21 protein-coding genes and 1 pseudogene are annotated in these 24,072 nt (G+C 64.7%); 12 read left to right on the plus strand and 10 right to left on the minus strand.

Translation table 11 applies throughout. The features are described 5' to 3' along the window. The first annotated feature begins 139 nt into the window (after positions 1 to 139). A complete protein-coding gene (gene mdlC / locus ACVIGA_RS12210) occupies positions 140 to 1,768 on the plus strand; it encodes a benzoylformate decarboxylase (protein ID WP_456666577.1) in 1,629 nt (542 codons plus the stop codon). Between the two features lie 115 nt (positions 1,769 to 1,883). On the opposite strand, the gene ACVIGA_RS12215 is transcribed toward mdlC, so the two are convergent. After that, positions 1,884 to 3,431 (minus strand): 4-hydroxyphenylacetate 3-hydroxylase family protein, encoded by a 1,548-nt coding sequence (locus ACVIGA_RS12215; protein ID WP_456666578.1) that lies wholly within the window; start codon positions 3,429 to 3,431, stop codon positions 1,884 to 1,886. Between the two features lie 81 nt (positions 3,432 to 3,512). Between ACVIGA_RS12215 and ACVIGA_RS12220 the strand changes: the two genes are divergently transcribed. Beyond that, positions 3,513 to 4,133 (plus strand): TetR family transcriptional regulator, encoded by a 621-nt coding sequence (locus ACVIGA_RS12220; protein WP_456666579.1) that lies wholly within the window; start codon positions 3,513 to 3,515, stop codon positions 4,131 to 4,133. Positions 4,134 to 4,418: 285 nt separating this feature from the next. On the opposite strand, the gene ACVIGA_RS12225 is transcribed toward ACVIGA_RS12220, so the two are convergent. Next, positions 4,419 to 5,213: an SDR family oxidoreductase gene (locus ACVIGA_RS12225; RefSeq protein WP_375776742.1), complete on the minus strand. Its 795-nt coding sequence runs from the start codon at positions 5,211 to 5,213 to the stop codon at positions 4,419 to 4,421. 222 nt (positions 5,214 to 5,435) lie between these two features. Beyond that, the gene (gene trhA, locus ACVIGA_RS12230) at positions 5,436 to 6,131 is read right to left on the minus strand and encodes a PAQR family membrane homeostasis protein TrhA (protein WP_456666580.1); all 696 of its coding nucleotides are present in this window, start codon (positions 6,129 to 6,131) and stop codon (positions 5,436 to 5,438) included. A 191-nt stretch (positions 6,132 to 6,322) separates the two neighbouring features. Here trhA and ACVIGA_RS12235 point away from each other — a divergent pair, with 191 nt between their 5' ends. Together ACVIGA_RS12235 and ACVIGA_RS12240 are read left to right on the plus strand one after the other, a co-directional pair. After that, complete coding sequence (locus ACVIGA_RS12235) at positions 6,323 to 7,786, plus strand: YcjX family protein (RefSeq protein ID WP_456666581.1); 1,464 nt, start codon at positions 6,323 to 6,325, stop codon at positions 7,784 to 7,786. Next, positions 7,783 to 8,814 (plus strand): YcjF family protein, encoded by a 1,032-nt coding sequence (locus tag ACVIGA_RS12240; RefSeq protein ID WP_456666582.1) that lies wholly within the window; start codon positions 7,783 to 7,785, stop codon positions 8,812 to 8,814. Before ACVIGA_RS12235 ends, ACVIGA_RS12240 begins: the two co-directional genes overlap by 4 nt. Before the next feature lie 198 nt (positions 8,815 to 9,012). Here the strand turns inward: ACVIGA_RS12240 and ACVIGA_RS12245 are convergent, their stop codons facing one another. The 4 genes from ACVIGA_RS12245 to ACVIGA_RS12260 are packed head-to-tail and all read right to left on the minus strand — an operon-like array spanning position 9,013 to position 11,081. After that, the gene (locus tag ACVIGA_RS12245) at positions 9,013 to 9,507 is read right to left on the minus strand and encodes a flavin reductase family protein (protein ID WP_342726859.1); all 495 of its coding nucleotides are present in this window, start codon (positions 9,505 to 9,507) and stop codon (positions 9,013 to 9,015) included. Continuing rightward, positions 9,504 to 9,839 carry an EthD family reductase gene (locus ACVIGA_RS12250; protein WP_456666583.1) on the minus strand — a complete coding sequence of 112 codons (336 nt, stop codon included), beginning with the start codon at positions 9,837 to 9,839 and terminating at the stop codon, positions 9,504 to 9,506. The genes ACVIGA_RS12245 and ACVIGA_RS12250 overlap by 4 nt, the downstream gene beginning before the upstream one ends. A gap of 12 nt (positions 9,840 to 9,851) precedes the next feature. Further along, complete coding sequence (locus tag ACVIGA_RS12255; protein WP_456670791.1) at positions 9,852 to 10,301, minus strand: acyl-CoA dehydrogenase family protein; 450 nt, start codon at positions 10,299 to 10,301, stop codon at positions 9,852 to 9,854. After that, positions 10,302 to 11,081, minus strand: a complete 780-nt coding sequence (locus ACVIGA_RS12260) for an acyl-CoA dehydrogenase family protein (RefSeq protein WP_456666584.1) — start codon at positions 11,079 to 11,081, stop codon at positions 10,302 to 10,304. Positions 11,082 to 11,360: 279 nt separating this feature from the next. On the opposite strand from ACVIGA_RS12260, the gene ACVIGA_RS12265 reads away from it, so the two are divergent. Further along, complete coding sequence (locus ACVIGA_RS12265) at positions 11,361 to 12,101, plus strand: XylR N-terminal domain-containing protein (RefSeq protein ID WP_456666585.1); 741 nt, start codon at positions 11,361 to 11,363, stop codon at positions 12,099 to 12,101. Next, positions 12,044 to 13,099 carry a sigma-54 interaction domain-containing protein gene (locus ACVIGA_RS12270; RefSeq protein ID WP_456666586.1) on the plus strand — a complete coding sequence of 352 codons (1,056 nt, stop codon included), beginning with the start codon at positions 12,044 to 12,046 and terminating at the stop codon, positions 13,097 to 13,099. The genes ACVIGA_RS12265 and ACVIGA_RS12270 overlap by 58 nt, the downstream gene beginning before the upstream one ends. A gap of 60 nt (positions 13,100 to 13,159) precedes the next feature. Here ACVIGA_RS12270 and ACVIGA_RS12275 read toward each other — a convergent pair. Beyond that, positions 13,160 to 14,678, minus strand: a pseudogene (locus tag ACVIGA_RS12275) (glycosyltransferase family 39 protein). 217 nt (positions 14,679 to 14,895) lie between these two features. On the opposite strand from ACVIGA_RS12275, the gene ACVIGA_RS12280 reads away from it, so the two are divergent. The 5 genes from ACVIGA_RS12280 (at position 14,896) to ACVIGA_RS12300 (ending at position 19,262) form a co-directional block, all read left to right on the plus strand. After that, a complete protein-coding gene (locus tag ACVIGA_RS12280) occupies positions 14,896 to 16,641 on the plus strand; it encodes an adenylate/guanylate cyclase domain-containing protein (protein WP_456666587.1) in 1,746 nt (581 codons plus the stop codon). A 163-nt stretch (positions 16,642 to 16,804) separates the two neighbouring features. Next, a complete protein-coding gene (locus tag ACVIGA_RS12285; RefSeq protein WP_176529489.1) occupies positions 16,805 to 17,032 on the plus strand; it encodes a hypothetical protein in 228 nt (75 codons plus the stop codon). Between the two features lie 221 nt (positions 17,033 to 17,253). Further along, positions 17,254 to 18,453, plus strand: coding sequence for a SorA family sulfite dehydrogenase catalytic subunit (sorA, locus tag ACVIGA_RS12290; RefSeq protein ID WP_456666588.1), 1,200 nt, complete (start codon positions 17,254 to 17,256; stop codon positions 18,451 to 18,453). Between the two features lie 11 nt (positions 18,454 to 18,464). Further along, complete coding sequence (gene sorB, locus ACVIGA_RS12295; RefSeq protein ID WP_456666589.1) at positions 18,465 to 18,776, plus strand: SorB family sulfite dehydrogenase c-type cytochrome subunit; 312 nt, start codon at positions 18,465 to 18,467, stop codon at positions 18,774 to 18,776. A gap of 285 nt (positions 18,777 to 19,061) precedes the next feature. Further along, the gene (locus ACVIGA_RS12300; protein ID WP_163149424.1) at positions 19,062 to 19,262 is read left to right on the plus strand and encodes a cold-shock protein; all 201 of its coding nucleotides are present in this window, start codon (positions 19,062 to 19,064) and stop codon (positions 19,260 to 19,262) included. A gap of 167 nt (positions 19,263 to 19,429) precedes the next feature. Here ACVIGA_RS12300 and ACVIGA_RS12305 read toward each other — a convergent pair whose 3' ends face one another. Continuing rightward, positions 19,430 to 20,077, minus strand: coding sequence for a hypothetical protein (locus ACVIGA_RS12305; protein WP_456666590.1), 648 nt, complete (start codon positions 20,075 to 20,077; stop codon positions 19,430 to 19,432). 90 nt (positions 20,078 to 20,167) lie between these two features. Further along, positions 20,168 to 20,632: an Lrp/AsnC ligand binding domain-containing protein gene (locus ACVIGA_RS12310; protein WP_456666591.1), complete on the minus strand. Its 465-nt coding sequence runs from the start codon at positions 20,630 to 20,632 to the stop codon at positions 20,168 to 20,170. 115 nt (positions 20,633 to 20,747) lie between these two features. Between ACVIGA_RS12310 and putA the strand changes: the two genes are divergently transcribed. Then, complete coding sequence (gene putA, locus ACVIGA_RS12315) at positions 20,748 to 23,771, plus strand: bifunctional proline dehydrogenase/L-glutamate gamma-semialdehyde dehydrogenase PutA (protein ID WP_456666592.1); 3,024 nt, start codon at positions 20,748 to 20,750, stop codon at positions 23,769 to 23,771. Positions 23,772 to 24,072 lie beyond the last annotated feature (301 nt).

Here is a 24,072-nt window from a genome sequence, read left to right on the forward strand (position 1 = left end):
CAAATTTCAGCCGTTGCCGCGGCAACTATGGGCGCAGCGCGGCTTGACATCGCCAGGCAATCCATCGAGAGGTGGATTGCCTTTCCGCTTTTCCGCCCGCAATGACGGAACGTAACAAGACAGAAATGGGAGCCGCCCGATGTCCTCGCGCAAACCCGCCGCCGGCAAAAGCAAGACCGTCACCGTCAAGGACGCCACCTTCGGCCTCCTGCGCGCGTGGGGCATCAAGAAGGTGTTCGGCAATCCCGGTTCGACCGAGCTGCCGTTTCTAAGCGACTGGCCCGACGACATCGACTACGTGCTCGGCCTGCAGGAGGCTTCCGTCGTCGGCATGGCCGACGGCTATGCGCTGGCGACGCGCAATGCCGGTTTCGTCAACCTGCATTCGGCGGCCGGCGTCGGCAATGCGCTCGGCAACATCTACAATGCTTATCGCAACCAGACCCCGCTGGTGATCACCGCCGGCCAGCAGGCGCGTTCGATCATGCCACTGCAGGCCTTTCTCTATGCCGAGCGCGCCTCCGAATTCCCGCGGCCTTACGTGAAATTCGCGGTCGAGCCGGCACGCGCCGAAGACGTGCCCGCCGCGATCGCGCGCGCCTATTACGTCGCGATGCAGCCGCCCTGCGGGCCGACTTTCGTCTCGGTGCCGATCGACGACTGGGCGCATGCGACGCAGCAGCTCGACGCGCGCCAGGTCAGCCGCGAAGTCGGCCCTGATGCGACCGCGATGCAGGCGCTGGCGGCCGCGCTCGGCGAGGCCAAGCGCCCTGCCCTCGTCGTCGGCCCCGCCGTCGATCGCGCCGAGGCTGTCGACCTCATGGTGAAGCTCGCCGAGAAGACCAAGGCCGCGGTCTGGGTCAGCCCGTTCTCGGCGCGCTGCTCGTTCCCCGAGCGGCACCCGCAGTTTGCCGGCTTCCTGCATGCCGCACCGGGCCAGCTCTCCGATGCGCTGCGCGATCACGATCTTGTCGTCGTGGTCGGCGCGCCGGTGTTCACCTTCCATGTCGAGGGCCATGCCGCGATCTTCGACGGCGCGACCACGATCTACCAGATCACCGACGATCCCGACGCCGCCGCGATGACGCCGACCGGCCACAGCATCATCGCCACCATGAAGCCGGCCCTGTCGGCACTGCTCGAGCTGCTGCCCGAGACCAGGCGCACCGCATCGCCGGGCCGCGTCCTGCCGCCGGCGCCTGCGGCCGGCGACCCGATCCCCGCCGAATACGCGCTGCATGCCCTCGCAGCCGCGATGGGACCGCACGATGCGCTGGTCGAGGAGGTGCCGTCGCATCGCCCACTGATGCAGAAGGCGATGCCGATGCGCGGCCAGGACAGCTTTTACACCATGGCAAGCGGCGGCCTCGGCTACAGCCTGCCGGCAGCGGTCGGCATGGCGCTCGGCCGCAGCACAGGGCGCACAGTCTGCCTGATCGGCGACGGCTCGGCGATGTATTCGATCCAGGCGCTGTGGACCGCCGCGCAGCGCAAGCTGCCACTGACGGTCGTCGTGATGAACAATTCCGGCTACGGCGCGATGCGTTCGTTCAGCCAGGTGATGCAGGTGCGCAACGTGCCGGGCCTCGACCTGCCCGGCATCGATTTCGTCAAGCTCGCCGAAGGCATGGGCTGCGACGCAGTACGGGTGACGAAATCGGTCGAGCTTCCGGGCGCCTTCAAGCGCGCGCTGTCGCATCACGGCGCCAGCCTGATCGAGGTGATGGTGGATTCCGCGGTGCCGCTGCTCTACGCGCAGAAGGAGTGAAGTCGGGTCTCGCCAGGTCATTGCGAGCGAAGCAATCCATCGTGCAGCAAGCGGAAATATGGATTGCCTCGTCGCTGTCGCTCCTCGCAATGACGGCTGGATAGCCTCACGCCCGTTACTGCGAGGGCACTGGCTCCAGTTCCGGCGCCGCCGCTGACGGCATCGGCACCTCGCAGCCGGTGGCGCAGCAGCGGCCGGGCTGCTTCGAGACCCGCTGTCCTTCATCAACAAGACCGCGGCCGAGCAAATTCTCGACCAGCTCGGCCTTCTCCATCACCGGATAGTTGCGCCAGATCTCGCGCTTCATCGCTTCCGGCGAGCCGCCGCCGTGCAGCGAGATCACCGAGTACCAGCCTGCTTCGTGCGACACCGTGAGGTCCTCGATCAGCCGCGCCACCTCGGCGCGCTGCTCCGCCGGAATATCGGGCCGTCCGCCCATGACGGCGGCGAGCGAGGCGCCCGTCTCTGGATTGTGGTCCTCGTCGGGGCCCGGCAGCGCGACGATCAACCCGCCCGAGACGTAATGCGCGACGCGGTGCATGTCGTAGATCTTGGTCGCCAGCAGCAGCTTGCCGATGTTGGAGAATACCGCATCCGGCATCACCGAGCCCGCCGAGTCTCTGGTGCAGTACACAGATGAGGCGACGCCGCAGGCGTAGAAACTCTCGGTGATGGTGATCAGCTCGACCATCGCCTCGCGGATATGCGCGTGCTTCTCGGCATCGAGCCCGTTGGCCTCGATCATCAGCGCGCCGGCGCCGATCAGGAGATCACCGAAGCCGGCGCGCGCACCGATGCAGGAATGGCGATGATGCGTGGCGTAGGACGTGGTGAGGACACCGCCCTCCTCGGTCTCGCCGGCGAGGAAGACGCGGTCATGCGGCACGAACACGTCGTTGAACATCACGACGCCGACCGACTGGCCATACTTGGCCGAGAATTTCGCCGACGCATCGCCGGGCCGGCCCGCCGGGCGCGCGATGATGGTGACGCCGGGTGCATCAACCGGCACCGCACAGCAGACCGCAAAATCCTTGTCGGCGGGCACATGGGTGCGGCACGGCATGACCAGGAATTCGTGCATGTAGGGCGCGCCGGTCACGATCGCCTTGGTGCCGCGGATCACGATGCCGTCGGGGCGGCGCTCCTTGATGTGGACATAGACGTCCGGATTGGCCTGCAGGCCCGGGCGCTTGGAGCGGTCGCCCTTGGCATCGGTCATCGCGATGCCGAGCGTCAGGTCCTGGTCCTGCACCTCGTGAAGATAGTTGAGGAAGCGCTGGCTGTAATCAGTGCCGTGGCGATCGTCAGTCAATCTGGTCGCCTGATAGAGGCCGTTGAGCGCATCGTGGGTGAGGTAGCGCTGGGCGCAGCCCGATGTCCTGCACACCAGCCGCACCGCCTCCAACTTGTAGAGCAGGTCCTGCGAGCTCTCATTGATGTGGAGCATCCGGTTGACGGTCTTGCCCGAAGTGCCCTGCCGCGCCGTCATGATCGGCACATGCTCGGGCCGGTGCGCGAAATCGTAGGTCACGCCGACACCCGCCACGCCCGGCGCCAGCAGCGGCTCGTCCGCGACACACGCCACGGCCGTGCCGTCGACGAACACCCGCGGCTTGTAGCGGCGCAGGGATTCCCGGTAGTCCGCAGCCGTCATCAGCATGGCGCTTCTCCCTTGCTCATTTATTCTAACAGCGTTAAATTATCTGACGCTGTTGGAATTGAGTCAAGAACGGATTCGCCGATGCAGATGCGCGAGAGCAGGAAGGAAGCGGTCAGCCGCCACAAGCGGGAGCTGATCCTCGATGCCGCGCGCAGCGTGTTCGCCGAGGAAGGGCTCGAGGGCGCAAGCCTGCGGGCGATCGCGACGCGGGCCGGCTACACCCCGGCGGCGCTGTATTTCCACTTCGACTCAAAGGAAGCGATCTATGCCGAGGTACTGCGGCAATCGCTGGCCTCGCTCGGCGAAGCCGTCAGCGCTTCGGTCGCGACGACGCGCGGCGCCAAACAGAGGCTGCACGCCGCCGGCATGGGCTTCTTCCGCTATTACGCGGACCATCCGCGCGATCTCGATCTCGGCTTCTATTTGTTCCGCGGCGGCATGAAGCCGGCCGGGCTCGGCCACGACCGCGACCATGAGCTGAATGCGGCGCTGGAGGCCGCGCTACACCCGATCGCCGAAGCCGCCGAGGCACTCGGCGCGTCGAGGCAGAAGGCGAACACGGTGATGGTGGACTGCTTCGCGCACGCCACCGGTCTGTTGCTGTTGCTGCACACCGGCCGCATCAGGATGTTCGGCGCTTCCGCACCCGATCTGATGGACGCCTATCTGCGCGACAGGATCGCGCAGATAGGCAAGGCATAGGCAGTTGCGAGAGGCGATCGCGCGGATCAAGTGACGGTAGGTTACCTCCACGTCATTGCGAGCCAACGGGTCGCGCGAACGCGCGCCCGATGACAGGCTCTGCGAAGCAATCCAAGTCTCTGCGTGCGCGGACAGATGGATTGCTTCGTCGCTGCGCTCCTCGCAATGACGGCGAGAGCAGCGTTCGTTGCCTGCTGCCGACACTCCGGGACGGTCCGAAGGACCAGGCTCGGAATCTCGAGATTCCGGGTTCGGTCCTTTGGACCGCCCCGGAATGACCTTCGGTCACTTCCCCTGCGCTTCCCGCATCTTGGCCTGGATCTTGGCCATGCCGCCGATCCAGCGGTCGTAATTCTCGGTCTTCTTGCGCATGTAGCCGAGCACCTGCGGGTGCGGCAGGATCAGGAACGTCTCCTGCTCGATGCCCTTGAGCGCATCCTGCGCGACCTGATCCGCGGAGAGGTCGCCGTCGCCGGATTGCGGGCCCCTCGGGATCGAGCGCAGCATATTGGTGTCGACGCCCTGCGGGCAGAGGATCGAGACCTTGATGTTGTCGGCGCGGTGCGAGATCGCGAGGTTTTCGGCAAAGCCGACCGCGGCATGCTTGGTGGTCGAGTAGGCCGGGCTGCCGACCTGCGACAACAGGCCCGCGGCCGAGATCGTGTTGAGGAAGTAGCCGCCGCCGCGCGCCTTCATCCGCGGCACCAGATGCCGCGCGGCATAGACATGCGCCATCACATGGATCGCCCAGCTCCGCGACCACGGCTCGTCCGAGGTGCCGCCGGCATTTTTCGACAGCGGGTCGAAGCCGCCGCCGATGCCGGCATTGGAGCAGAACAGCGCGATCGGGCCGAACATGCGTTCGCTCTCCTCGATCACGTGCAGGATGTTCTTCTCCTGTCCGACGTCGCATTTGAAGGCGGCGCCGCCGACCGAGGCCGCGACGTGCTCGGCCGCCGCATGATCGAGATCGACCACCACGACCTTGGATGCGCCCGCGGCGTGGAACGCCTCGCACAGCGCCCTGCCGATGCCATTGCCACCGCCGGTGACCACCACGACTTTACCTGCCACCTGCATGGCTATCCTCCCGATATCTTTGCTTGCACACTGTCGCTTTGCTCACCCTGCCCCCTATATCCCGTCATCCTGAGGAGCGCGAAGCGCGTCTCGAAGGATGCACGGCCCGGCTGGTGGCGTCGACCCTTCGAGACGCGCGTGCCGCGCTCCTCAGGGTGACGGGAGAGAGCAGGACCGGCTTACGGGCTTATGATAGCCCATCCGCCGCGGATGGCGAGAACTTCAGCTCGCCAGCACCACGTCGAACACCGCCGTATAGTGGCAGGCGGCCCCGAGCAGCACGAAGCCGTGCCAGATCGCGTTCTGGAAACGCAGCCGCCGCCAGGAGTGGAAGATTACCCCGAAGCTGTAGAGGATGCCGCCGGCCAGCACGAAGCCGAGCGCCTTCGCCGGCAGCGCCTTGACGACGGCGTCGTAGAGCATGATGCCGCTCCAGCCCATCGCAAGATACAGCCCGACCGCGAGCCGGTCGAACCGGCCGGGATAGGCGAGCTTCAGCCAAATCCCGACGATCGCCACGCACCACACGCCGATCAGCAGCGCGATGGCAAAATAGCTGTCCTTCAGTTCCACGATGAACGGCGTGTAGGTCGCGGCAATCAGCAGGTAGATCGCGGAGTGATCGAAGCGCCGCAGCACCCATTTGGCGCGCGACACCGGCCAGAGATTATAGGTCGCCGACAGCGTCAGCATCGCGAGCAGGCCCGCGACATAGACCGACACCACGGCAACGTCGAACGGGCCGGCATAGACCGCGGTCAGCACGATCAGCGCGGTGGCAGCAACCAGCCCGAAGCAGACGCCGACCAGATGGACGACGCCGTCGGCGATCAGCTCGGCGCGGTCGTAGTTCCACAGCGCGGCGCCGGCCGCGTGAATCGAGGACGAGGCAAGTTGCTTCAGGCGAAAGACCGTCATGCAGGGCTTTCCTGTAGGCCGATGAACTATGGGTAACGCGGGTGGCGTGGCGCGTTCAATCCCCTTGGTATTCCACTCGCCTGCAAAGGCGCCGGAAATGTGAAACTTGATTTTGGCCCGATAATCGCCACCTTGCGGGTGATCGCCCGCCTCTTTTGGCTCCTCCTGCCGGACCTTTTCGTTAACCCTCCATGCCCCCTCGCTTCTCTGATATCGTCGAGGAAGCGCGTCTCTCGGCGCGGGCGCTGCTCGACTATAGCGAGGGCCTTTTCAAGCCGACGGTGCGGCTCGGCGTCACCGGCCTGTCGCGCGCCGGCAAGACCGTGTTCATCACCGCGCTGGTGCATGGCCTGACCCGCGGCGGCCGCTTCCCGGTGTTCGAGGCCTATAGCTCGGGACGGATCGCGCGCGCCTATCTCGCCCCGCAGCCCGACGATGCGGTGCCGCGCTTCGCCTACGAGAACCACGTCCGCACCCTGATCGAGGAGCGGAGCTGGCCGAGCTCGACCACCGACATCTCCGAGCTCCGCCTCGTGATCGAGTATCAGCGGCAAAATGGCGCGGACCGCAAGCTGACGCTCGACATCGTCGATTATCCCGGCGAGTGGCTGCTCGACCTGCCGTTGCTCAACAAGAGCTACGAGCAATGGTCGGCGGAGAGCCTTGCGCTGTCGCGCGAGCCGTTGCGTGCAAAGCTCGCGGCGCCCTGGCACGCCCATCTCGCAACGCTGAAGCCCGAGGCCAAGGAGGACGAGCAGGCCGCGCGCACCGAGGCAAGACTGTTCACGGATTATCTGCGCGCCTGCCGCGACGAGCGTTTCGCGATGAGCCTCCTGCCGCCCGGCCGCTTCCTGATGCCGGGCAACCTCGCCGATACGCCGGCGCTGACCTTTGCGCCGCTCGACGTGCCGGCGGACGGCAGCGCGCCCGACGGCTCGCTGTGGGCGATGATGCGGCGGCGCTACGAGGCCTACAAGGACGTCGTGGTGCGGCCGTTCTTCCGCGACCACTTCGCGCGGCTCGACCGCCAGATCGTGCTGGCCGATGCGCTTGCCGCATTCAACGCCGGCCCCGAGGCGCTGCACGACCTCGAGGCGGCGCTGGCCGGCATCCTCGACTGCTTCCGGATCGGCCGCGGCACGATCCTGAGTTCGCTGTTCCGGCCGCGCATCGACCGCATCCTGTTCGCGGCGACCAAGGCCGACCATCTGCATCACCAGAGTCACGACCGGCTGGAAGCCGTGCTACGGCGGATCGTGGCCAGGGCCGCCGAGCGCGCCGAATACGCCGGCGCCGCCATCGACGTGGTGGCGCTCGCCGCGGTGCGTGCCACGCGCGAAGCGCAGGTCGCACGCGGCCGCGACAAGCTGCCATCGATCCTCGGTACACCGGCGCCGGGCGAGGTGGCCAATGGTGAGACGCTGGACGGCAAGACTGAGGTCGCGACCTTTCCGGGCGACCTGCCCGACAATCCGGAGGAGCTGTTCAACGGCGGATTCCGCGGCCTCTCGAGCTCAGGCGCCGAGGCCGCCGACTATCGTTTCCTGCGCTTCCGCCCGCCGAAACTGGACCGAAACGGCGATGCGGAGCCGGCGCTGCCTCACATCCGCCTTGACCGCGCCCTCCAGTTCCTGATCGGAGACAAACTGCAATGAACGAGAAGACGCCCCCGCGGCGGCCGGCGACGTTCAAGCTCGACGATCCCGGCGTGGTCGTGATGGATCCGGACGACAGCGGCCGCCTCACCCGCGGCACGATCCAGATCGTGCCCGAGGCCGAACCCGCGCAGCTACCGGTGCCGGCCGATACGCCGCTGCTGCCGGCGCGCCGTGGCTTCCGCTGGGGCACCCTGTTCTGGAGCGCGGTCGCGGGCCTCGTGGTGCTCGGCACCGGGCTTGGCGTCCTCAACCTGGTCGAGGATCTGTTCGCGCGCAACGAAGGTCTCGGCGTGCTCGGGCTCGGGCTCGCGGTCATCGCCACGGTGGCGCTGGCGGTGATGACCACGCGCGAGCTGGTCGGCCTGGCGCGGCTGGCGACCATCGAGAAGCTGCACCAGCGCGCCGACGAGGTGCTGATCAGCGACGACCGCGCCGCGAGCCGAGCGATCGTAGCCGACCTGCTCAAGCTCGCGCACCAGACCCCGCAGCTCGCACGCGCCCGCAGCGCGTTGCAGAGCCACACCGACGACATCATCGACGGCGCCGACATGATCCGCCTCGCCGAGCGCGAATTGATGACGCCGCTCGACGAGGAGGCGCGGCGGCTGGTGTCGACGGCCGCGCAGCGCGTCTCGGTCGTCACCGCGGTCAGCCCGCGCGCGATGATCGACGTGCTGTTCGTGTTCGTGGCGAGCCTGCGGATGATCCGGCAGCTGGCGCGGCTCTATGGCGGCCGGCCCGGCGCACTCGGCATGATCCGCCTGCTGCGCCACGTCATCGCGCATCTGGCGATCACCGGCGGCATGGCCGCGAGCGACAGCCTGATCCAGCAGATGCTCGGCCACGGCATCGCGGCAAAACTCTCGCAGCGCCTCGGCGAAGGTATGCTCAACGGCCTGTTGACCGCCCGCCTCGGCCTCGCCGCGATCGATGTCACCCGCCCACTCCCCTTCAACGCTTTGCCGCGCCCGGCGCTGACCGATCTGGCGAAAGACCTGATCCGCAAGCGCGAGGAAGAGGAATAGCTTTGCTTTCCATGTGGGTCACGAGCACTTCGACGCGGGAAGCGCCCAACGGTCATTGTTGGTTCGGACGGATACATCATCCTCGCGACCATACATAGTCGCAGATCGACCTGATCTACTGCTGAGAAAGGTCAAGGCTCTGGAAAGAGCCTCGACAAAGGTCGATGTCGGATAGCCCGCCATCTTCGCCGAGCGCGGTCAGGCACTTGCGAGCTCGGCCGACCGCATATAGCGGCCGTTCTCGTACAGAAGGGGAGCGATCTTCTCCGAGACCAGAACTCGATCGACTGCGCCAATAATCACCGAGTGAGTTCCAAAAGGAACGACCTTCTGCGCGGACGCCACTATGTTGGCTTGAGCGTCCGTCAGAATGGGAATTCCGTCGAACGAGAGGCTCCAGTCCCCCACACCGAAGCGGTCCCGCCCCTTCAGCTTTCCGCCAAAAGTCGCGGATATCTCCTGTTGGTCGATCCGGAGTACGTTGACGCAAAAGCGTCCACTCTCAACCAGGGGATTGTGGATGGCCGCCGCTCCGTTCACGCAGACCAGGACAGTCGGAGGATCCGCGCAGACGGAAGTGATTGCAGTCGCAGTCATGCCGAACCACTCGCCGTCTCGTGTGCAGCTCACGACAGATACGGTTGCGGTCAGTCGCCGCATGGCTGATTTGAAATCGACCAGAGGTGCGTTCATGTCGTCCTCCCAATCGCACCGCCAACAAAATCCGGTTCGAGTGGAAACGTGATGATCGTTACGCCGGCGGTCGCATAGTTGGGCACATCGGCCGCCGCCGCCTCTCCTTCCGGAGAGGCGAGCGCCGCCCGCAGCGAGGCCTCGTCGTCGAATTCGCACTCAACGACCGCATAATATGGCGATGGCTGGGATCCGGCTTCGACGCCGAATCCGTACCGAAGAGATCGAAGTTTGGGGAACTTGGCGACCAGCGGAAGATGAACTTTCACGAGGTGACTTCGAAAGTCCACTTCCGACTTTGGCGGATGATAAAGCGCGATGAGCTTATGCATTGAATCCCCCTGCTAGTACGGCTGGATCAGTTCTTCGATGCCGAACAGCGCGCGGCCATAGATAAGGCTGGCCATTTCCGGGTGGACGAACGCGTGCCTGCTGGCGATCTCGCTGTCCCGCCAGATCCGCTGTAGCGGGTTCGCAAGGGCAAAGCTTCCTGCACCGTTCACGCTGAGGAGTTTATTGATGGACTCGCGGCACAGCTTGGCGGCGTGACCCGTATCCATACGGACCCGTGCGCGTGTCATCAGGTCGAGCTTCTCGCGCCGGAGCGCGGCGCCGTCAATGTCGGCGCAGGCTCGTGCGACGAGCAGATAGGCGGAGTCGATGTCGCACATTGCTTCCGCCAATTTGATCTGGTGCGCCGGGGATTGGCGGGCTTCGCTGAATACCGTGTACGCGACGGGCTTCCCGGCCCCCTTCTGGAGGGTCAGATCTACCGCATGTCGCGCCAGCCCGATTTAAACAGCCACGAGAACGATCTCGGCAACCGGCACGAACGAAGCATGGTAATTCGGCTCTTCGGCCCACTCGCGCGCATAGTTCTCGGCTGCCATGTCAGCGAAAGCTTGTACCCGGTGGTCGGGGACAAACACGTTATCCGCAACCAGCGTATTGCTGCCCGACGCCCGCATTCCGGCCACATGCCAGGTGTCGCGAATTGTGAGGTCGCTTAGCGGTATGAGGGCGAGCGCAGTGATCGGCGAACCATCGGCGTTCTCTCCGATCTTGATGCCCAAGGTACCCCATTGTGCATGCAGAGAACCTGAGCCGTACCACCATTCGCCACTCACGCGATATCCGCCATCAACGCGCTCCGACTGCACCGGCATCGTAAACACACCGCAAACCCTGGCGCCAGGCGTCTTGCCAAACACCTCTGCTTGGGCGCGTTCAGAGAACAACGTCGCGAACCACGTACAGACATTCAGAAGCGCGACAGCCCAACCGGTGCCGCCGTCCGCCCGACCGATCTCCGAAACGGCATCGATGAAGGTTCGGAAGTTCGCGCCGGCGCCTCCGAGACGCTCCGGCACCGCGATGTGGAACAGGCCTTCGCGTTGCAACGCAGCAATGGTCTCATCACCTACGCGGCGCGCGTCCTCGGCGGCTTGCGAGTTCGCCTTGACCAAGGACTGCAATCGCGTGGCGCGCTCGACGATTGACTTTTGAGGTCCTAGCGGATCGATATACGAGGCAGTTGGCTCGGAAACATTCGACTTTTGAGCGACTGATTGCACAGGCATCTCCTCCTGATGTTGCTTTGATAGTGGCGCGACCCGTCGGCGTGACGATGCGCACAACTCTCGTAAGCAGAAGGTGTGCCAACACTGAAAACTGTTCGTACTCGTTTGAGTTTACTAAGCGATTCGAAATGTGGTCCCTTGGACTGTCGACGGATGGTGGTTGAAAATAGCCAATCTCAACGGCTCGATCGGCTGAAGTCAGCCATGTTGGAGATCGATCATGGCGAGATACCTGGCGGCTAGTGCGTAAATGTCGGGAGAAGGGAGAACGTAGTGTCGCGGTTCACAAGCTTCGCGTTGAAAGAGAACATCGCTGATCGGACTGGCACCGGTTCATCCGCGCGAAGCAGCGTCTTGCCCGACATCTCCGATCTGAGTGCGTGCGTCCACTTCTCGCCTCACGACGGGCAGATCTGGTTGGCTGACCAAAGAGCCGTGCTTCTGAATCTGGACGCCATGGTGGCGCTGCGCCGCGAACTGATCGAGGCCAACGGCCCCCTGAAAGCCAGGCAAATTCTGTTTCGCATGGGGCATGCTGCGGGAACGCGGGAAGCGCAGGTCGCGATGAAGGTTCGCGTAGATCGCCCGCAGATTGACGCGTTTCTTGTAGGGCCACAACTTCACGCGTTGCGTGGCGAAGTCTTCGTTGAGCCAGTCAACATAGAAGCAAACGTCGAAACCGGAGAATACTTCAGCGAACTTACATGGCGCAATTCTGCCGAGGCTGAAGCTCATGCTGCCTCGTTTGGTGGAAGCTCTGAACCGGTTTGCTGGATGCAGATTGGCTACGCGTCCGGCTATACGAGCGCCATCATGGAACGGGCGATCTTGTTCAGAGAGGTGGAGTGTATCGCCTGTGGGTCCCCACAATGCCGGATCGTTGGAAAGCCTGTCGAGGAGTGGCCGGAAGATTATGCGTCACAATTCATGCCTCGCGATCATTTACGGGAAAGCGGGTGGGCCCCTCGATCGACGCGAAGGCAGCGGAAAAGCCGGTCAGCTCCAACGTCGTAGGTACTTCGCCCGGATTCCTCGGCGCGTGGCATCTTCTACGGTGCGTCGCGCCTCTGGACACAACCGTGCTCCTTCTTGGCGAAACGGGCGTAGGAAAGGAGATCTTCGCGCGCGCCTTGCATAGCGCGAGCTCGAGGTCAAAAAAGCCTCTCTACAGCATCAATTGCGCGGCTTTTCCTGAAACGCTGATCGATGCGGAGCTCTTCGGCGTGGAGAGAGGTGCGTACACCGGCGCGCACCAGGCGCGAGAAGGGTGGTTCGAAGCCGCCGATGGAAGCACGCTTTTTCTGGACGAGATCGGGACGCTAAGCCCAACTACCCAAGCGAAGCTCCTGAGAGTGCTGCAGGAGGGACAACTGAGCCGTATCGGGGGCACCAAGACCAAGCAGGTCAACGTGCGTGTGGTCTGCGCGACAAATCTGGACCTTGATGCCGAAGTGGCAAAGGGCACGTTTAGGGCGGATCTGCTGCACCGATTGAATGTCTTTCCGATAAAGCTCCCGCCTCTCAGGGACAGGCGGGACGACATCCCCCTGCTTGTCAGTCATTTCCTCCATAGGTTCAACAAGAAGACCGGGAGGCACGTGACCGGCTTTACGGCCGAAGCGATTGAGGCACTTCTGGTCTACGAATTTCCTGGCAACATCCGCGAGCTTGAGAACATGGTGGAGCGTGCCGCGATCTTAACTCATGACGAGGAGCCCATAAGTCTATTTCATCTCTTCAGTCACTCGCAGATATCCAATCGAACGGTCTTCAAGCCCCAAACTACGGGGAAGCTTGGCGCTCTTTCGTACGCAGACGAGCAGATCGCAACCGGCGATCCAACCGAGTTGGTGATTCCTCGCAAACTGTCTCTTGGAGAAATCGAAAAGTTAGCAATCCAGAAAGCGCTGGCCTCATGTAAAGGAAATATCTCAGAAGCGTCCCGAACCTTGGGAATCTCTCGGTCGAAGCTGCGCTACTACATTCAAAAGCAGCAGAGCCGGTCTCAGTGATTCCGGGTGAGCGGGAGCCTCCGCGTCACCGTCTCTCGCCGTCCGCGCGGAAGCTCCCTCTTATCCCAACCTTCTTCCCGCACGCGGGGACAAGGAGAAGGCCAACACGCGCCAGCGGAAGAATGTGGTGTCCGGCGGCGGCGACAGACTGGGGTGTCCAGCCGCTGATCTTCTCCAGCGCATAGGCGTCCATCACCATGCCGCGCCAGCCTCGCGTCACGCGCTCCAGTGGCTGGCGCACCGCTGATGTCTCGCTCCATAGCGGCAGGTTGTTCTCGGGCTCGCGCCCGACATAGATGCCGACGTGATCGCGGATCTTGCTCATGCCTGGATCGCCAAAGCCCTGGAAGCGGCCGCGCTCATTGACCTCGATGACAGGCACCCGCCCGCGCAGCATCCAGCGCAGCATGGCATAGGTGCGATAATCCGTGGTCGCGACCCAGGTCGCGCCAGTCGCCTGCACCTGGGCCAGGGTATGCGCAGCCACCACATCATAGCCCGCCTCGGTGCCGATCGGATCGGTGCGGCCGATCAGATTCCATGGCGCGAACATGTAATAGAGGAAGACGCAGACGACGAACACGATGCCCGATGTGATCGCGCTCCGCGCCCACGAGACGGTCGATTTGATCAGCCCGAGCGACCAGCCCTCGAACGGCATCCGGGTGACGTTGATGGCAACCGCCGCGAATCCCGCCGGCCACAGGAACATCGGCCAGGTGTCGCCGACCCGCAACGTCAGCGACTTCCAGAGGAAATAGACGAACGGCACCAGCACCGCGGTTGCCAGCAGGATCGCGACCGGCTCGCGCCTGAGATAGCCACGCCATGCCGTCAGCACTGTCCCGAACAGCGTCACCGGCAGCAGCACGAAGCCGACCAGGCCGAACTGCATGCCGATGAACTCGCCGAGCGTGCGGAAGGTGAGATCGCGTTCGGCAGTGGCGCGCACCGCCTGGAAGCGGAACGAGGCCCAGTCGTGCTCGGCGTTCCAGATCAGCACCGGCGAGAACACGACGATCGCGATCAGCGCGGCGAGGTAGGGATACGGGCTGCGCAGCCAGCGCCAGCGCCAGTCCGGCACCAGTGCGAAGGCGAGCACCGCCGGCGCGAACATGATCGCGGTGAATTTCGACAGCAGCGACAGCCCGGCAAACAGCCCCGCGGCGAGCCACCAGCGCCCGTCATTGCTCTGCGCGAGCCGCACCAGCGACCACAGCATCGCAACCGAAAACGGGATCAGCGCAGTGTCCGGCGCGACCTTAGCCATTAACAATCCGTAATACAGCGCCGCTTCCGGCAGCAGCAGCGCGAGCATCACGGCGCGGACATTGTTCGATGTCACGCGGCGGACGATGTCGGCGAGCAGGAGCTGGGTCGCGAGCATCGCCACGATGCCACCGAGGCGGACGCCGAGATTGGTGTCGCCGAGAACAGCTGTGCCAAAACGGATGAACCAGGCGACCATCGGGGGATGGTCGAGGAACGACAGCACGTTTTCCTTCGACCAGGTCCAGTAATAGGCCTCGTCGGTGCGCAGATCGAGCGCATGGGCATAGACCAGCCGCATCGCGGTCATGGCGACGATCACGGCGACGACGCCACGCCAATCCGGCGCGCGCGAACGGGCCGGCTTGACGCTGATGTTATCGGCTCCGGATTGGGCTGGGGCTATCGTCACGGCGCTTTTTGTTCGACTCTTAACGGAGTGTCAACGTGCCGCACGGCCAGCTACCGCGGCCCGCCCGGACCCGCGGTGGTGTTCAGCGCGGGAATTAAGCACTAGAATTGCTGATATGAATCACATGGCCTCCCCCTCGCGCGAACATTTGCAGGACATGGCCCGCGGCATCGGCCAGCGGCAGGTTCGCCTTGTCACGGGGGCGATCATGTTCGCCTACCTGATCAGCCATTTCCTCAACCACGCGCTCGGCAATATCTCGACCGAGGCGATGGCGATCGGGGTGCATTACCACACCGAGTTCTGGCAGTTCCTGCCGGTCGCGATCGTGTTCTATTCTGCGTGCCTGGTGCACACCGGCCTCGGGATCTGGGCGCTGTACCAGCGCCGCGAGTTCCACTGGAAGGCGATCGAGCCGCTGCAACTGACGCTCGGCCTCAGCATTCCGATGCTGATCGTCGCGCACGTCGTCGGTGTGCGGCTCGGCCAGACCCTGTACGGGCACGAAAAGCTCTACCCGCAGGAGCTGTACACCTTCTTCATCGCCTCGCCGAACCGGCTCTGGACGATGCTGGCGGTGCTGGTAATCGCCTGGGTGCATGGCTGCATCGGCCTGTATTTCTGGCTGCGGCTGCGGGCATTCTTTACGCGCGCCGCACCGTTCCTGCTCGCGACGGCGGTGCTGATCCCGACACTGGCGATACTCGGCATCTATCAGGCCGGCCGCGCCACCATCGCCGACTATCAGGATCCGGACTGGCGGCGCGAGGAGCTCTCGGTGCAGAAGCTCGGAACGGCGGCCCAGGGGAGCACGCTCGAGAGGATCACCGATGACCTGACGATCGGCTATCTCGGCCTGCTCGGCCTCGTGCTGCTCGCGCGCTGCGCGCGTGCGCTGCTGGAACGCCGCGGCGGCATGATCGCGCTGTCCTACGGCAACGGCCGCACGCTGCGGGTACCCAAGGGGCTGAGCGTGCTGGAAGCGAGCCTGCGCTACAACGTGCCGCACGCGAGCGTCTGCGGCGGCCGCGCGCGCTGCTCGACCTGCCGCATCCGGATCATCGGCGATCACGCCCAACTGCCCGAGCCGTCGCCGCGCGAAGCCTTCGTGCTGCACCGGGTCGGCACCGACGATCCGTCGATCCGGCTGGCCTGCCAGCTGCGGCCCACCGGCGACCTGACCTTCTTCCAGCTGTTCCTGCCGCACACGATGTCGGCGAACGCGCACGCCGCCAATCCGACGCGGGTCGGCCAGGAGCGCTATCTGGTCAGCATGTTCGTCGACATGCGCGGCTCGACGCAGCTTGCCGAGAAGCGGCTGCCGTTCGACACCGTGTTCATCGTCAACCGCTTCCTCGGCGCGGTGTCGCAGGCGGTGCTGGAAGCCGGCGGACGGCCCAACCAGTTCATCGGCGACGGCATGCTGGCGCTGTTCGGGCTCAGCACCGACCGGCAGGTGGCCTGCCGCCAAGCGCTGCGCGCGGCGGCGCTGATCGCAACCAATATCGACGAGCTGAACCAGTTCCTCAGCCACGATTTGCGCGAGCCGATCCGATTCGGCATCGGCATCCATGGCGGCGAGGTGATCGTTGGCGACATCGGCTATCGCGACCACATGGTGTTCACCGCGCTCGGCGACGCCGTCAACGTCGCGGCACGGCTGCAGGATATGACGAAGGCGCTGGCCTGCGAGGCGGTGATCTCCGACGAGGTACGTGCCACCGCAGGGCTCGCCGACGATGCCCTGCCGGCGCAAGAGGTCGCGATCCGCGGCCGCAACGAGCCGATGACCGTGCGTACCGTCGAGGCGACGCGCGTCCTATCCGCGCTGGTCGACGACCGGCGTGCCGTCGCCGCCTGACCGGGTTCACCTTCCCCTTCACTCAATGTGACCTGCCGCACATCCGAAGCTGCGTTCAGCAGAGATGCTCGAACGTGCCCGGTGCCGGATGCGACTGACTGGCGATGGGTAACACTGCAACCGCGCCGCGACAGAGTTCAACGCGCATCTGAAGGAGACGACCATGCTTCGCAAAGTCACGCTTGCTCTCGCGACTGCCGCAACGCTTGCTGCCGCCGCGCTGGCGCCGACCTCGGCTTCGGCCAAGCCGTTCTTCTGGCATCCCTACCACCACCACTTCTGGGGCGGCCCGGGCATCTCCGTCGGCTTCGTCGACTCCGGCTGCTACGTCACCCGCCTGGTGATGACGCCCTACGGCTATCGCTATCGCACCGTGAACGTCTGCTACTGATCGCACCTTCGATCCGGATGGAAATGCCCCCGGTCGCCTGACGCGGCCGGGGCTTTTCGTTGTTGCGTCGCAACGCTGGTGGACGCTGCGAAAGCTCAATTGACTTGAAGTTGCCCGATGCGACATTTGTCGCCGCGCGCATTCCATGATGCGAAGGCGCGCAAGGCAGAGTGAGCCTGGTGATGACCAGCTCACAACAGAACAGCTTCGGAGGAAGCGGAATGCTCGATCGACGAGACTTGATGAAGCGCGCCGGGTTGGCCGCTTTGGTGACGGGGCTGGGATCAAGGGGCGCATTCGCCCTCGACACCGTGACGATGCCCTTCGGCAACGGCGAACGGCCGCTGGTGCGCTACCCGCAGAAGCGCCCGATGATCGGCCTGACCGCCCGGCCGCCGCAGCTGGAAACGCCGTTTGCGGTCTTCAACGACGGGCCGCTCACGCCGAACAACGCGTTCTTCGTCCGCTATCACCTCGCCGGTGTCCCCTACGATCTCGATCCGGACAAATTCACGCTGGAGATCAAGGGCAAGGTCGACAAGCCGCTGAAGCTGTCGCTGAAGGAGATCCGGAAGCTGAAGGCGACCGAACTCGTCGCCGTCAACCAATGCTCCGGCAACAGCCGCGGCTTCTTCAATCCGCGCGTCGCCGGCGGCCAGCTCGGCAACGGCGCGATGGGCTGTGCGCGCTGGCACGGTGTGCCGCTGAAGACCGTGCTCGACATGGCCGGCGTGCAGGCCGGCGCCAAGCAGGTCACCTTCAATGGCATGGACGGTCCGGTGATGGACACCACGCCGGACTTCGTGAAGGCGCTCGACATCGAGCATGCGCGCGACGGCGAGGTGATGCTGGCCTGGGGCATGAACGGCGAGGACCTGCCGTTCCTCAACGGCTTCCCGCTCCGCCTCGTGGTGCCCGGCTATTACGGCACCTATTGGGTGAAGCACCTCAACGAGATCACCGTGATCGACAACGTGTTCGAGGGCTTCTGGATGAAGTCGGCCTACCGGATTCCGGATACGCCGAACAATGCGGTCGAGCCCGGCACCGCACCAAAGGCGACGATCCCGATCAATCGATTCACGGTGCGCTCGTTCATCACCAGCGTTGCCGACGGCGCCAAGCTGAAGGCCGGCCGCACCACGCTGCGCGGCTTCGCCTTCGACGGCGGCAAGGGCATCAAGGAGGTCGTGGTCTCGACCGACGGTGGCAAGAGCTGGACACCGGCCAAGCTCGGCAAGGACCTCGGCAAATACGCCTTCCGCGAATGGAAGCTGAAGGTCGCGCTCGCGGCCGGCGCCTCGGAGCTGAAGGTGCGCGCCACCAACAACGCCGGCGACACTCAGCCGATGGATCCGTTGTGGAATCCGGCCGGCTATCTGCGCAACGTCGTCGAAACCGTGCGCGTCACCGCGGCCTGAGGAGAAGCATCATGACCAGCAAGCTGCTTGCCTCCCTCGCCGCGATCGCCGTGCTCTCGATCGGAGCTACGATGGCCGCGCCCGTCAACTACACGCTTCCCGAAGAGACCGCGGCCTTCAAGCCGGGTCCCAACCTCGAATTGGTGCAGAACAACTGCACCGCCTGCCACTCGGCCGACTACATCAAGACCCAGCCGCAAGGCGAGAAGTTCAAGAAGGACTTCTGGCAGGCCGAGGTGACCAAGATGATCAAGGTCTACGGCGCGCCGATCGACCAGGCCGACGTCGGCAAGATCGTCGAGTATCTTTCCGCGACCTATTGAGACGCGGCCGATCGATCCCCCCGCGCGCTGACAGAAGGCCCGCGCGCGGGGGCCCTTAATCCAATTCGGTTCACTGGAACCGATCTTTTTTGCAGCGCATCAATTGACCACGAAACAGGCAATCCGGCAGCAAAACCCTGCAAAGCAGGTTGTTTCCGGGCAAAAACACACCGCGGTTTGATCTACCCAGCTTTTTTCAAACTGCTATCCTGTGCGGTACGGACAAGCCGGTTTGTGCGGGGACCGACTGGTCTGTTTTCGATTGATTCCGCGGAGACGACTGGAATGCCCAAAGGTACAGTGAAGTGGTTCAACCCGACCAAGGGTTACGGATTCATCCAGCCCGCATCGGGCGGCAAAGACATTTTCGTGCATATTTCAGCAGTTCAGAAGGCCGGTCTTCAAAGCCTCAACGAAGGCCAGTCTGTTGAATACGAAGAAATTGCCAATCGCGGCAAGACATCAGCCGAAAACCTCAAGGTCTAGCGCACCGCGCCGGATCCAGCGGCGCACTCTCGGACACGATCCGGGAGTGAGGGCCGATCCAACATCACACGACGTGACGTTCGGCGGGGCGGGCACGGCGCCCGCGCGCCACGGCGTTGAACTTTTTTCGGTCGCCTTGGACGCGCGCGGCACGAGCGCTCAGCCGTTCAGTCTTCCGTCACCCATTTGGCGACGGTCATGACGTCAGGCGGTTGCAGATAGCCGCGGGGCCAGAGATCGACGGCCCATTCCACCTTGGTGGCGCGTTCGAGCAGAACGGCGGTGTTGTGCGGCGTTTGCCCCAACGAAAATCCACGATAGTGGGGATCGCCGACGTCGTGGAACTTGAACAGGTTCCACGACTGCATCACCAGCATCAAGCTGGTCGTGTTGCGCGTGGTGTCCCAGCAATCGAAATTGTGCTTGTCGTCATTGGCGCGGAAGTCCGCTTTCGCCACGCGCTTGTCGGTGCCGAGGATCGGCCCCATCCGGCGATCGAACCAGATCACGGCCTTTTGCACGGCCGCACGTTCGGCGGCGGCGTTGGCGCGGCCCGTGGCCATGATCCTGGCCAGGGCCGCCCTGTCGGCCGCACCGAAGTCGAGCATCTCGCGGCGCCGGCAGACGAAGCCGTAGCACACCGTCATCGCCGAGGCTGACGGCGGATAGATCGAAACCGACGTATAGAGCTGCATGATGCCGGAGCTGAACTCGGCCGCGTGGGACGACGTGATCGCAGACAGAGACAAGACGGCTGCGCATATCGCGCCGGCAGCCCCGGTTCGCTTCCCACGTATCGGCTGATTGACATCCATGTCGCGGCCCCCAACTGTGCGCAGAATTATCGCGGCTGCGCCGCGATGCCAATACATCCTGCGCATGGCTGTGGATCAAATCGGAGCCTATCAGCCGACCGGCAGCGGCGCGTCGCGCTTGACTTCCTCCATCACCGCGTAGGTTCGCGTCTCGCGCACGCCCGGCAGCGCCAGCAGGGTCTCGCCGAGAAACCTGCGATAGGCGGTCATGTTGGCGACGCGGGCCTTCACAAGATAGTCGAAGCCGCCGGCGACCATGTGGCACTCCAGTACTTCCGGAGCGTTCTGCACCGCCTTGGCGAAGCGCTCGAACACATCTGGCGTGGTCTTGTCGAGCAGCACCTCGACGAACACCAGGAGGCCGAGGCCGAGCCGGTGCGGGTTGAGCCGCGCGCCATAGCCCTCGACGAAGCCGTCGCGCTGCAGCCGCTTCAGCCGTTCGCCGACCGAGGTCGGCGACAGGCCGATCCTCTCGGCCAGTTCCACATTGGCAATCCGGCCATCCCCTTGCAGGATCGAGAGGATTTTGCGGTCTATCTTGTCTATCTCTGTCATATCCACGGCAATATATGAGACGATCCGGATTTTCTAAGGCAAATGGGCTAATTTGTCTATCGAACTGCGGTCCACGGGCGCGTAGGAGATCCCGTGCAACCCTCGAGGAACCGCCATGCCAGACCCGTCCCCAGACCCGTCCCTGTTCCCGCCCCCGTTCAGCGCGCCCTACGCCCCCGATGACGTCGCAATCGCCGGCCGCCTGCGCCAGGACGCCGGGCTTGGCGACGACCAGGAGGTGAGGGTCGACCGCACCGCGCGACGCCTGATCGAGGCGATCAGGGCCAACGACGATCCGCTCGGCGGGGTCGAGGACATGCTGCGCGAGTTCGCGCTGTCGACCAAGGAGGGCCTGGCGCTGATGGTGCTGGCGGAGGCGCTGCTCCGGGTGCCCGACGCGCGCACCGCCGACCAGTTCATCGAGGACAAGCTCGGCCAGGGCGACTTCGTCAACCACGAGACCAGATCGAGCGCCTTCATGGTCAACGCATCGGCCTGGGCGCTCGGCATGTCGGCCCGCGTGATCCAGCCCGGTGAAACACCGCAAGGAACGATAGGTCGGCTGACCAAGCGGCTCGGCGCGCCGGCGGTGCGTGCCGCAACCCGGCAGGCGATGCGGCTGATGGGCAGCCATTTCGTGCTCGGCGAGACCATTGAGGCGGCGCTGTCGCGGGCGCAATCACATACGGCGCGCGGCTCGCGCTATTCCTTCGACATGCTTGGCGAGGGCGCCCGCACCGCCGACGATGCCCGCCGCTATTTCGAATCCTACGCCCGCGCGATCGACGCGATCGGCAAGGCCGCCGGCGATCAACCCCTGCCCGACCGGCCCGGCATCTCGGTCAAACTCTCCGCGCTGCATCCGCGCTTCGAGGCGGTCAGCCACGCTCGGGTGATGACCGAGCTGGTGCCACAGCTGATCGATCTCGCGCGCCGCGCCAAGGCGTTCGACCTCAACTTCACCGTCGATGCCGAGGAAGCCGACCGGCTGGAGCTGTCGCTCGACGTCATCGCCGCGGCCTTCGCCGATCCATCGCTTGCCGGCTGGAGCGGCTTTGGGCTTGCGGTCCAGGCCTATCAGAAGCGTGCCGTTGACGTGATCGATTATATCGATGCGCTCACGCGCGCGCTCGACCGCAGGATGATGGTGCGCCTGGTCAAGGGCGCCTATTGGGACACCGAGATCAAGCGCGCGCAGGAGCGCGGGCTCGACGGCTATCCGGTGTTCACCCGCAAGGCGATGACCGATCTGAACTACGTCGCTTGCGCGCGAAAGCTGCTGGCGCTGCGGCCGCGGCTGTTTCCGCAATTCGCCACCCACAACGCGCTGACGGTCGCGACCATCCTCGAACTGTCAGACGATCCCACGAGCTTCGAATTCCAGCGGCTGCACGGCATGGGCGAAGCGCTCTACGCACAGCTCGGCGACGACAGGCCGGAGATCGCCCATCGCACCTATGCGCCGGTCGGCAGCCACCGCGACCTGCTCGCCTATCTGGTGCGCCGGCTGCTCGAGAACGGCGCCAACTCGTCGTTCGTGGCGCTGGCGGCTGACAATCGCGTCTCCATCGTGGACCTGTTGCGCCGCCCGGCCGAGATCATAGGCACCGACAACAACGCGGCTCACTCCGGAATTCCGCTACCGGCCGATCTCTACCGGCCGCAGCGCGAGAATTCGCACGGCATCGAGTTCGGCGAGCGAAAGGCGCTCGACGCGCTGACGTCTTCGATTGCCGTCGAACCCAAGGCGGCGTCCGGCATGGTCGCGACATCGACGGTCGAACAGGCCAATGCAGCGGTCGCCGCTGCCCGCGGTGGCTTCAAGGCTTGGAACGGCACGCCGGCCGCCCAACGCGCGGCGATCCTCGACAAGGCCGCTGACCTACTCGAGCAGCGCCGCGCGCACTTCCTCGCTCTGCTGCAGAGCGAAGGCGGCAAGACGCTCGACGACGCACTCTCCGAGGTGCGGGAGGCGATCGACTTCTGCCGCTACTATGCGGCGCTCGGCCGGAAACTATTCGGGCAAGGCGAGGCGATGCCCGGGCCGACCGGTGAAAGCAACATGCTCGAGCTACGCGGCCGCGGCGCCTTCGTCGCGATCTCGCCATGGAATTTCCCGCTCGCGATCTTCCTCGGCCAGGTGACGGCGGCGCTGATGGCCGGCAATGCGGTGATCGCGAAGCCGGCCGAGCAGACCCCGCGCATCGCAGCCGAAGCCGTTGCGCTGCTGCATCAAGCGGGCGTGCCAAAATCGGCGCTGCATCTGGTTCAGGGCGACGGCACGGCCGGTGCCGCGCTGGTCAGCCATCCCGGCATCGCCGGCGTGGTCTTCACCGGCTCGACGGAGGTGGCGCGCGCGATCAACCGGACGCTGGCGGCCAAGGATGGCCCAATCGTGCCGCTGATCGCCGAGACCGGCGGCATCAATGCGATGATCGTCGACGCCACCGCGCTGCCCGAGCAGGTCGCCGATGATGTCGTGACCTCGGCGTTTCGCTCCGCCGGCCAGCGCTGCTCGGCACTGCGGCTGCTGTTCGTGCAGGACGACGTCGCCGACCGCATGATCGAGATGATCGCGGGCGCCGCGCGCGAACTGAAGATCGGTGATCCCATGCAACCGTCGACGCATATCGGCCCCGTGATCGATGCCGAGGCCAAGCAGCGGCTCGACGCGCATATCGCGCGGATGAAGCAGGAAGCACGCGTGCATCTCGCCGGCGACGCGCCGGCCGGCAATTTCGTCGCGCCGCACATCTTCGAGCTGTCGGCGGCAAGCCAGCTGCGTGAGGAGGTGTTCGGCCCGATCCTGCATGTCGTGCGTTACCGCGCCGAGCGGTTCGGCGACGTGCTGGCGGCGATCGAGGCGACTGGATTTGGGCTGACGCTCGGCATCCACTCCCGCATCGACGACACGATCGAGCACGTGATCGACCGCCTCCAGGTCGGCAACATCTATGTCAACCGCAATATGATCGGCGCGGTCGTCGGCGTGCAGCCGTTCGGCGGCAGCGGCCTCTCCGGCACCGGCCCCAAGGCCGGCGGCCCGCATTACCTCACGCGCTTCGCGACCGAGCAGACGGTAACGATCAACACCGCCGCCGCGGGCGGCAATGCCGCGCTGATGGCGGGCGTGGAGTAAGCGCTTCACCCTCCCCTGGAGGGGGAGGTTCGGCTCACAATGAGCGAAGCGAATGTGAGACGGGGTGGGGTGATCTCTCAACACAGGCACTGTTCACGTGGAGAGACCGTCACCCCACCCCGTATCGCATCTCGCTTCGCGCGATGCGATACGACCCTCCCCCTCCAGGGGAGGGTGAAGCGAGGGTAAGAAAGTGCCGTTGCATCGTGCCCCTGACATGGGTCAAATGGCGGTCCGATCGGGATCATCGCTTGCGATTATTCCAGCTACCGGAAAAACACCAACAAGCGCCACGGGAGCG

The organism is Bradyrhizobium sp. USDA 3240 (assembly GCF_054063295.1).

What these genes read in the sequence shown, in the direction of transcription:
- ACVIGA_RS12245 (WP_342726859.1), bottom strand. Translation starts at nt 9,507, where the DNA reads ATGAACGCACCTCTGGTCGATTTCAAATCAGCCATGCGGCGACTGACC.
- ACVIGA_RS12220 (WP_456666579.1), top strand. Translation starts at nt 3,513, where the DNA reads ATGCAGATGCGCGAGAGCAGGAAGGAAGCGGTCAGCCGCCACAAGCGG.
- ACVIGA_RS12215 (WP_456666578.1), bottom strand. Translation starts at nt 3,431, where the DNA reads ATGCTGATGACGGCTGCGGACTACCGGGAATCCCTGCGCCGCTACAAG.
- ACVIGA_RS12305 (WP_456666590.1), bottom strand. Translation starts at nt 20,077, where the DNA reads ATGGATGTCAATCAGCCGATACGTGGGAAGCGAACCGGGGCTGCCGGC.
- ACVIGA_RS12225 (WP_375776742.1), bottom strand. Translation starts at nt 5,213, where the DNA reads ATGCAGGTGGCAGGTAAAGTCGTGGTGGTCACCGGCGGTGGCAATGGC.
- ACVIGA_RS12250 (WP_456666583.1), bottom strand. Translation starts at nt 9,839, where the DNA reads ATGCATAAGCTCATCGCGCTTTATCATCCGCCAAAGTCGGAAGTGGAC.
- sorB (WP_456666589.1), top strand. Translation starts at nt 18,465, where the DNA reads ATGACCAGCAAGCTGCTTGCCTCCCTCGCCGCGATCGCCGTGCTCTCG.
- sorA (WP_456666588.1), top strand. Translation starts at nt 17,254, where the DNA reads ATGCTCGATCGACGAGACTTGATGAAGCGCGCCGGGTTGGCCGCTTTG.
- ACVIGA_RS12235 (WP_456666581.1), top strand. Translation starts at nt 6,323, where the DNA reads ATGCCCCCTCGCTTCTCTGATATCGTCGAGGAAGCGCGTCTCTCGGCG.
- ACVIGA_RS12300 (WP_163149424.1), top strand. Translation starts at nt 19,062, where the DNA reads ATGCCCAAAGGTACAGTGAAGTGGTTCAACCCGACCAAGGGTTACGGA.
- mdlC (WP_456666577.1), top strand. Translation starts at nt 140, where the DNA reads ATGTCCTCGCGCAAACCCGCCGCCGGCAAAAGCAAGACCGTCACCGTC.
- ACVIGA_RS12280 (WP_456666587.1), top strand. Translation starts at nt 14,896, where the DNA reads ATGAATCACATGGCCTCCCCCTCGCGCGAACATTTGCAGGACATGGCC.
- putA (WP_456666592.1), top strand. Translation starts at nt 20,748, where the DNA reads ATGCCAGACCCGTCCCCAGACCCGTCCCTGTTCCCGCCCCCGTTCAGC.
- ACVIGA_RS12285 (WP_176529489.1), top strand. Translation starts at nt 16,805, where the DNA reads ATGCTTCGCAAAGTCACGCTTGCTCTCGCGACTGCCGCAACGCTTGCT.
- trhA (WP_456666580.1), bottom strand. Translation starts at nt 6,131, where the DNA reads ATGACGGTCTTTCGCCTGAAGCAACTTGCCTCGTCCTCGATTCACGCG.
- ACVIGA_RS12310 (WP_456666591.1), bottom strand. Translation starts at nt 20,632, where the DNA reads ATGACAGAGATAGACAAGATAGACCGCAAAATCCTCTCGATCCTGCAA.
- ACVIGA_RS12240 (WP_456666582.1), top strand. Translation starts at nt 7,783, where the DNA reads ATGAACGAGAAGACGCCCCCGCGGCGGCCGGCGACGTTCAAGCTCGAC.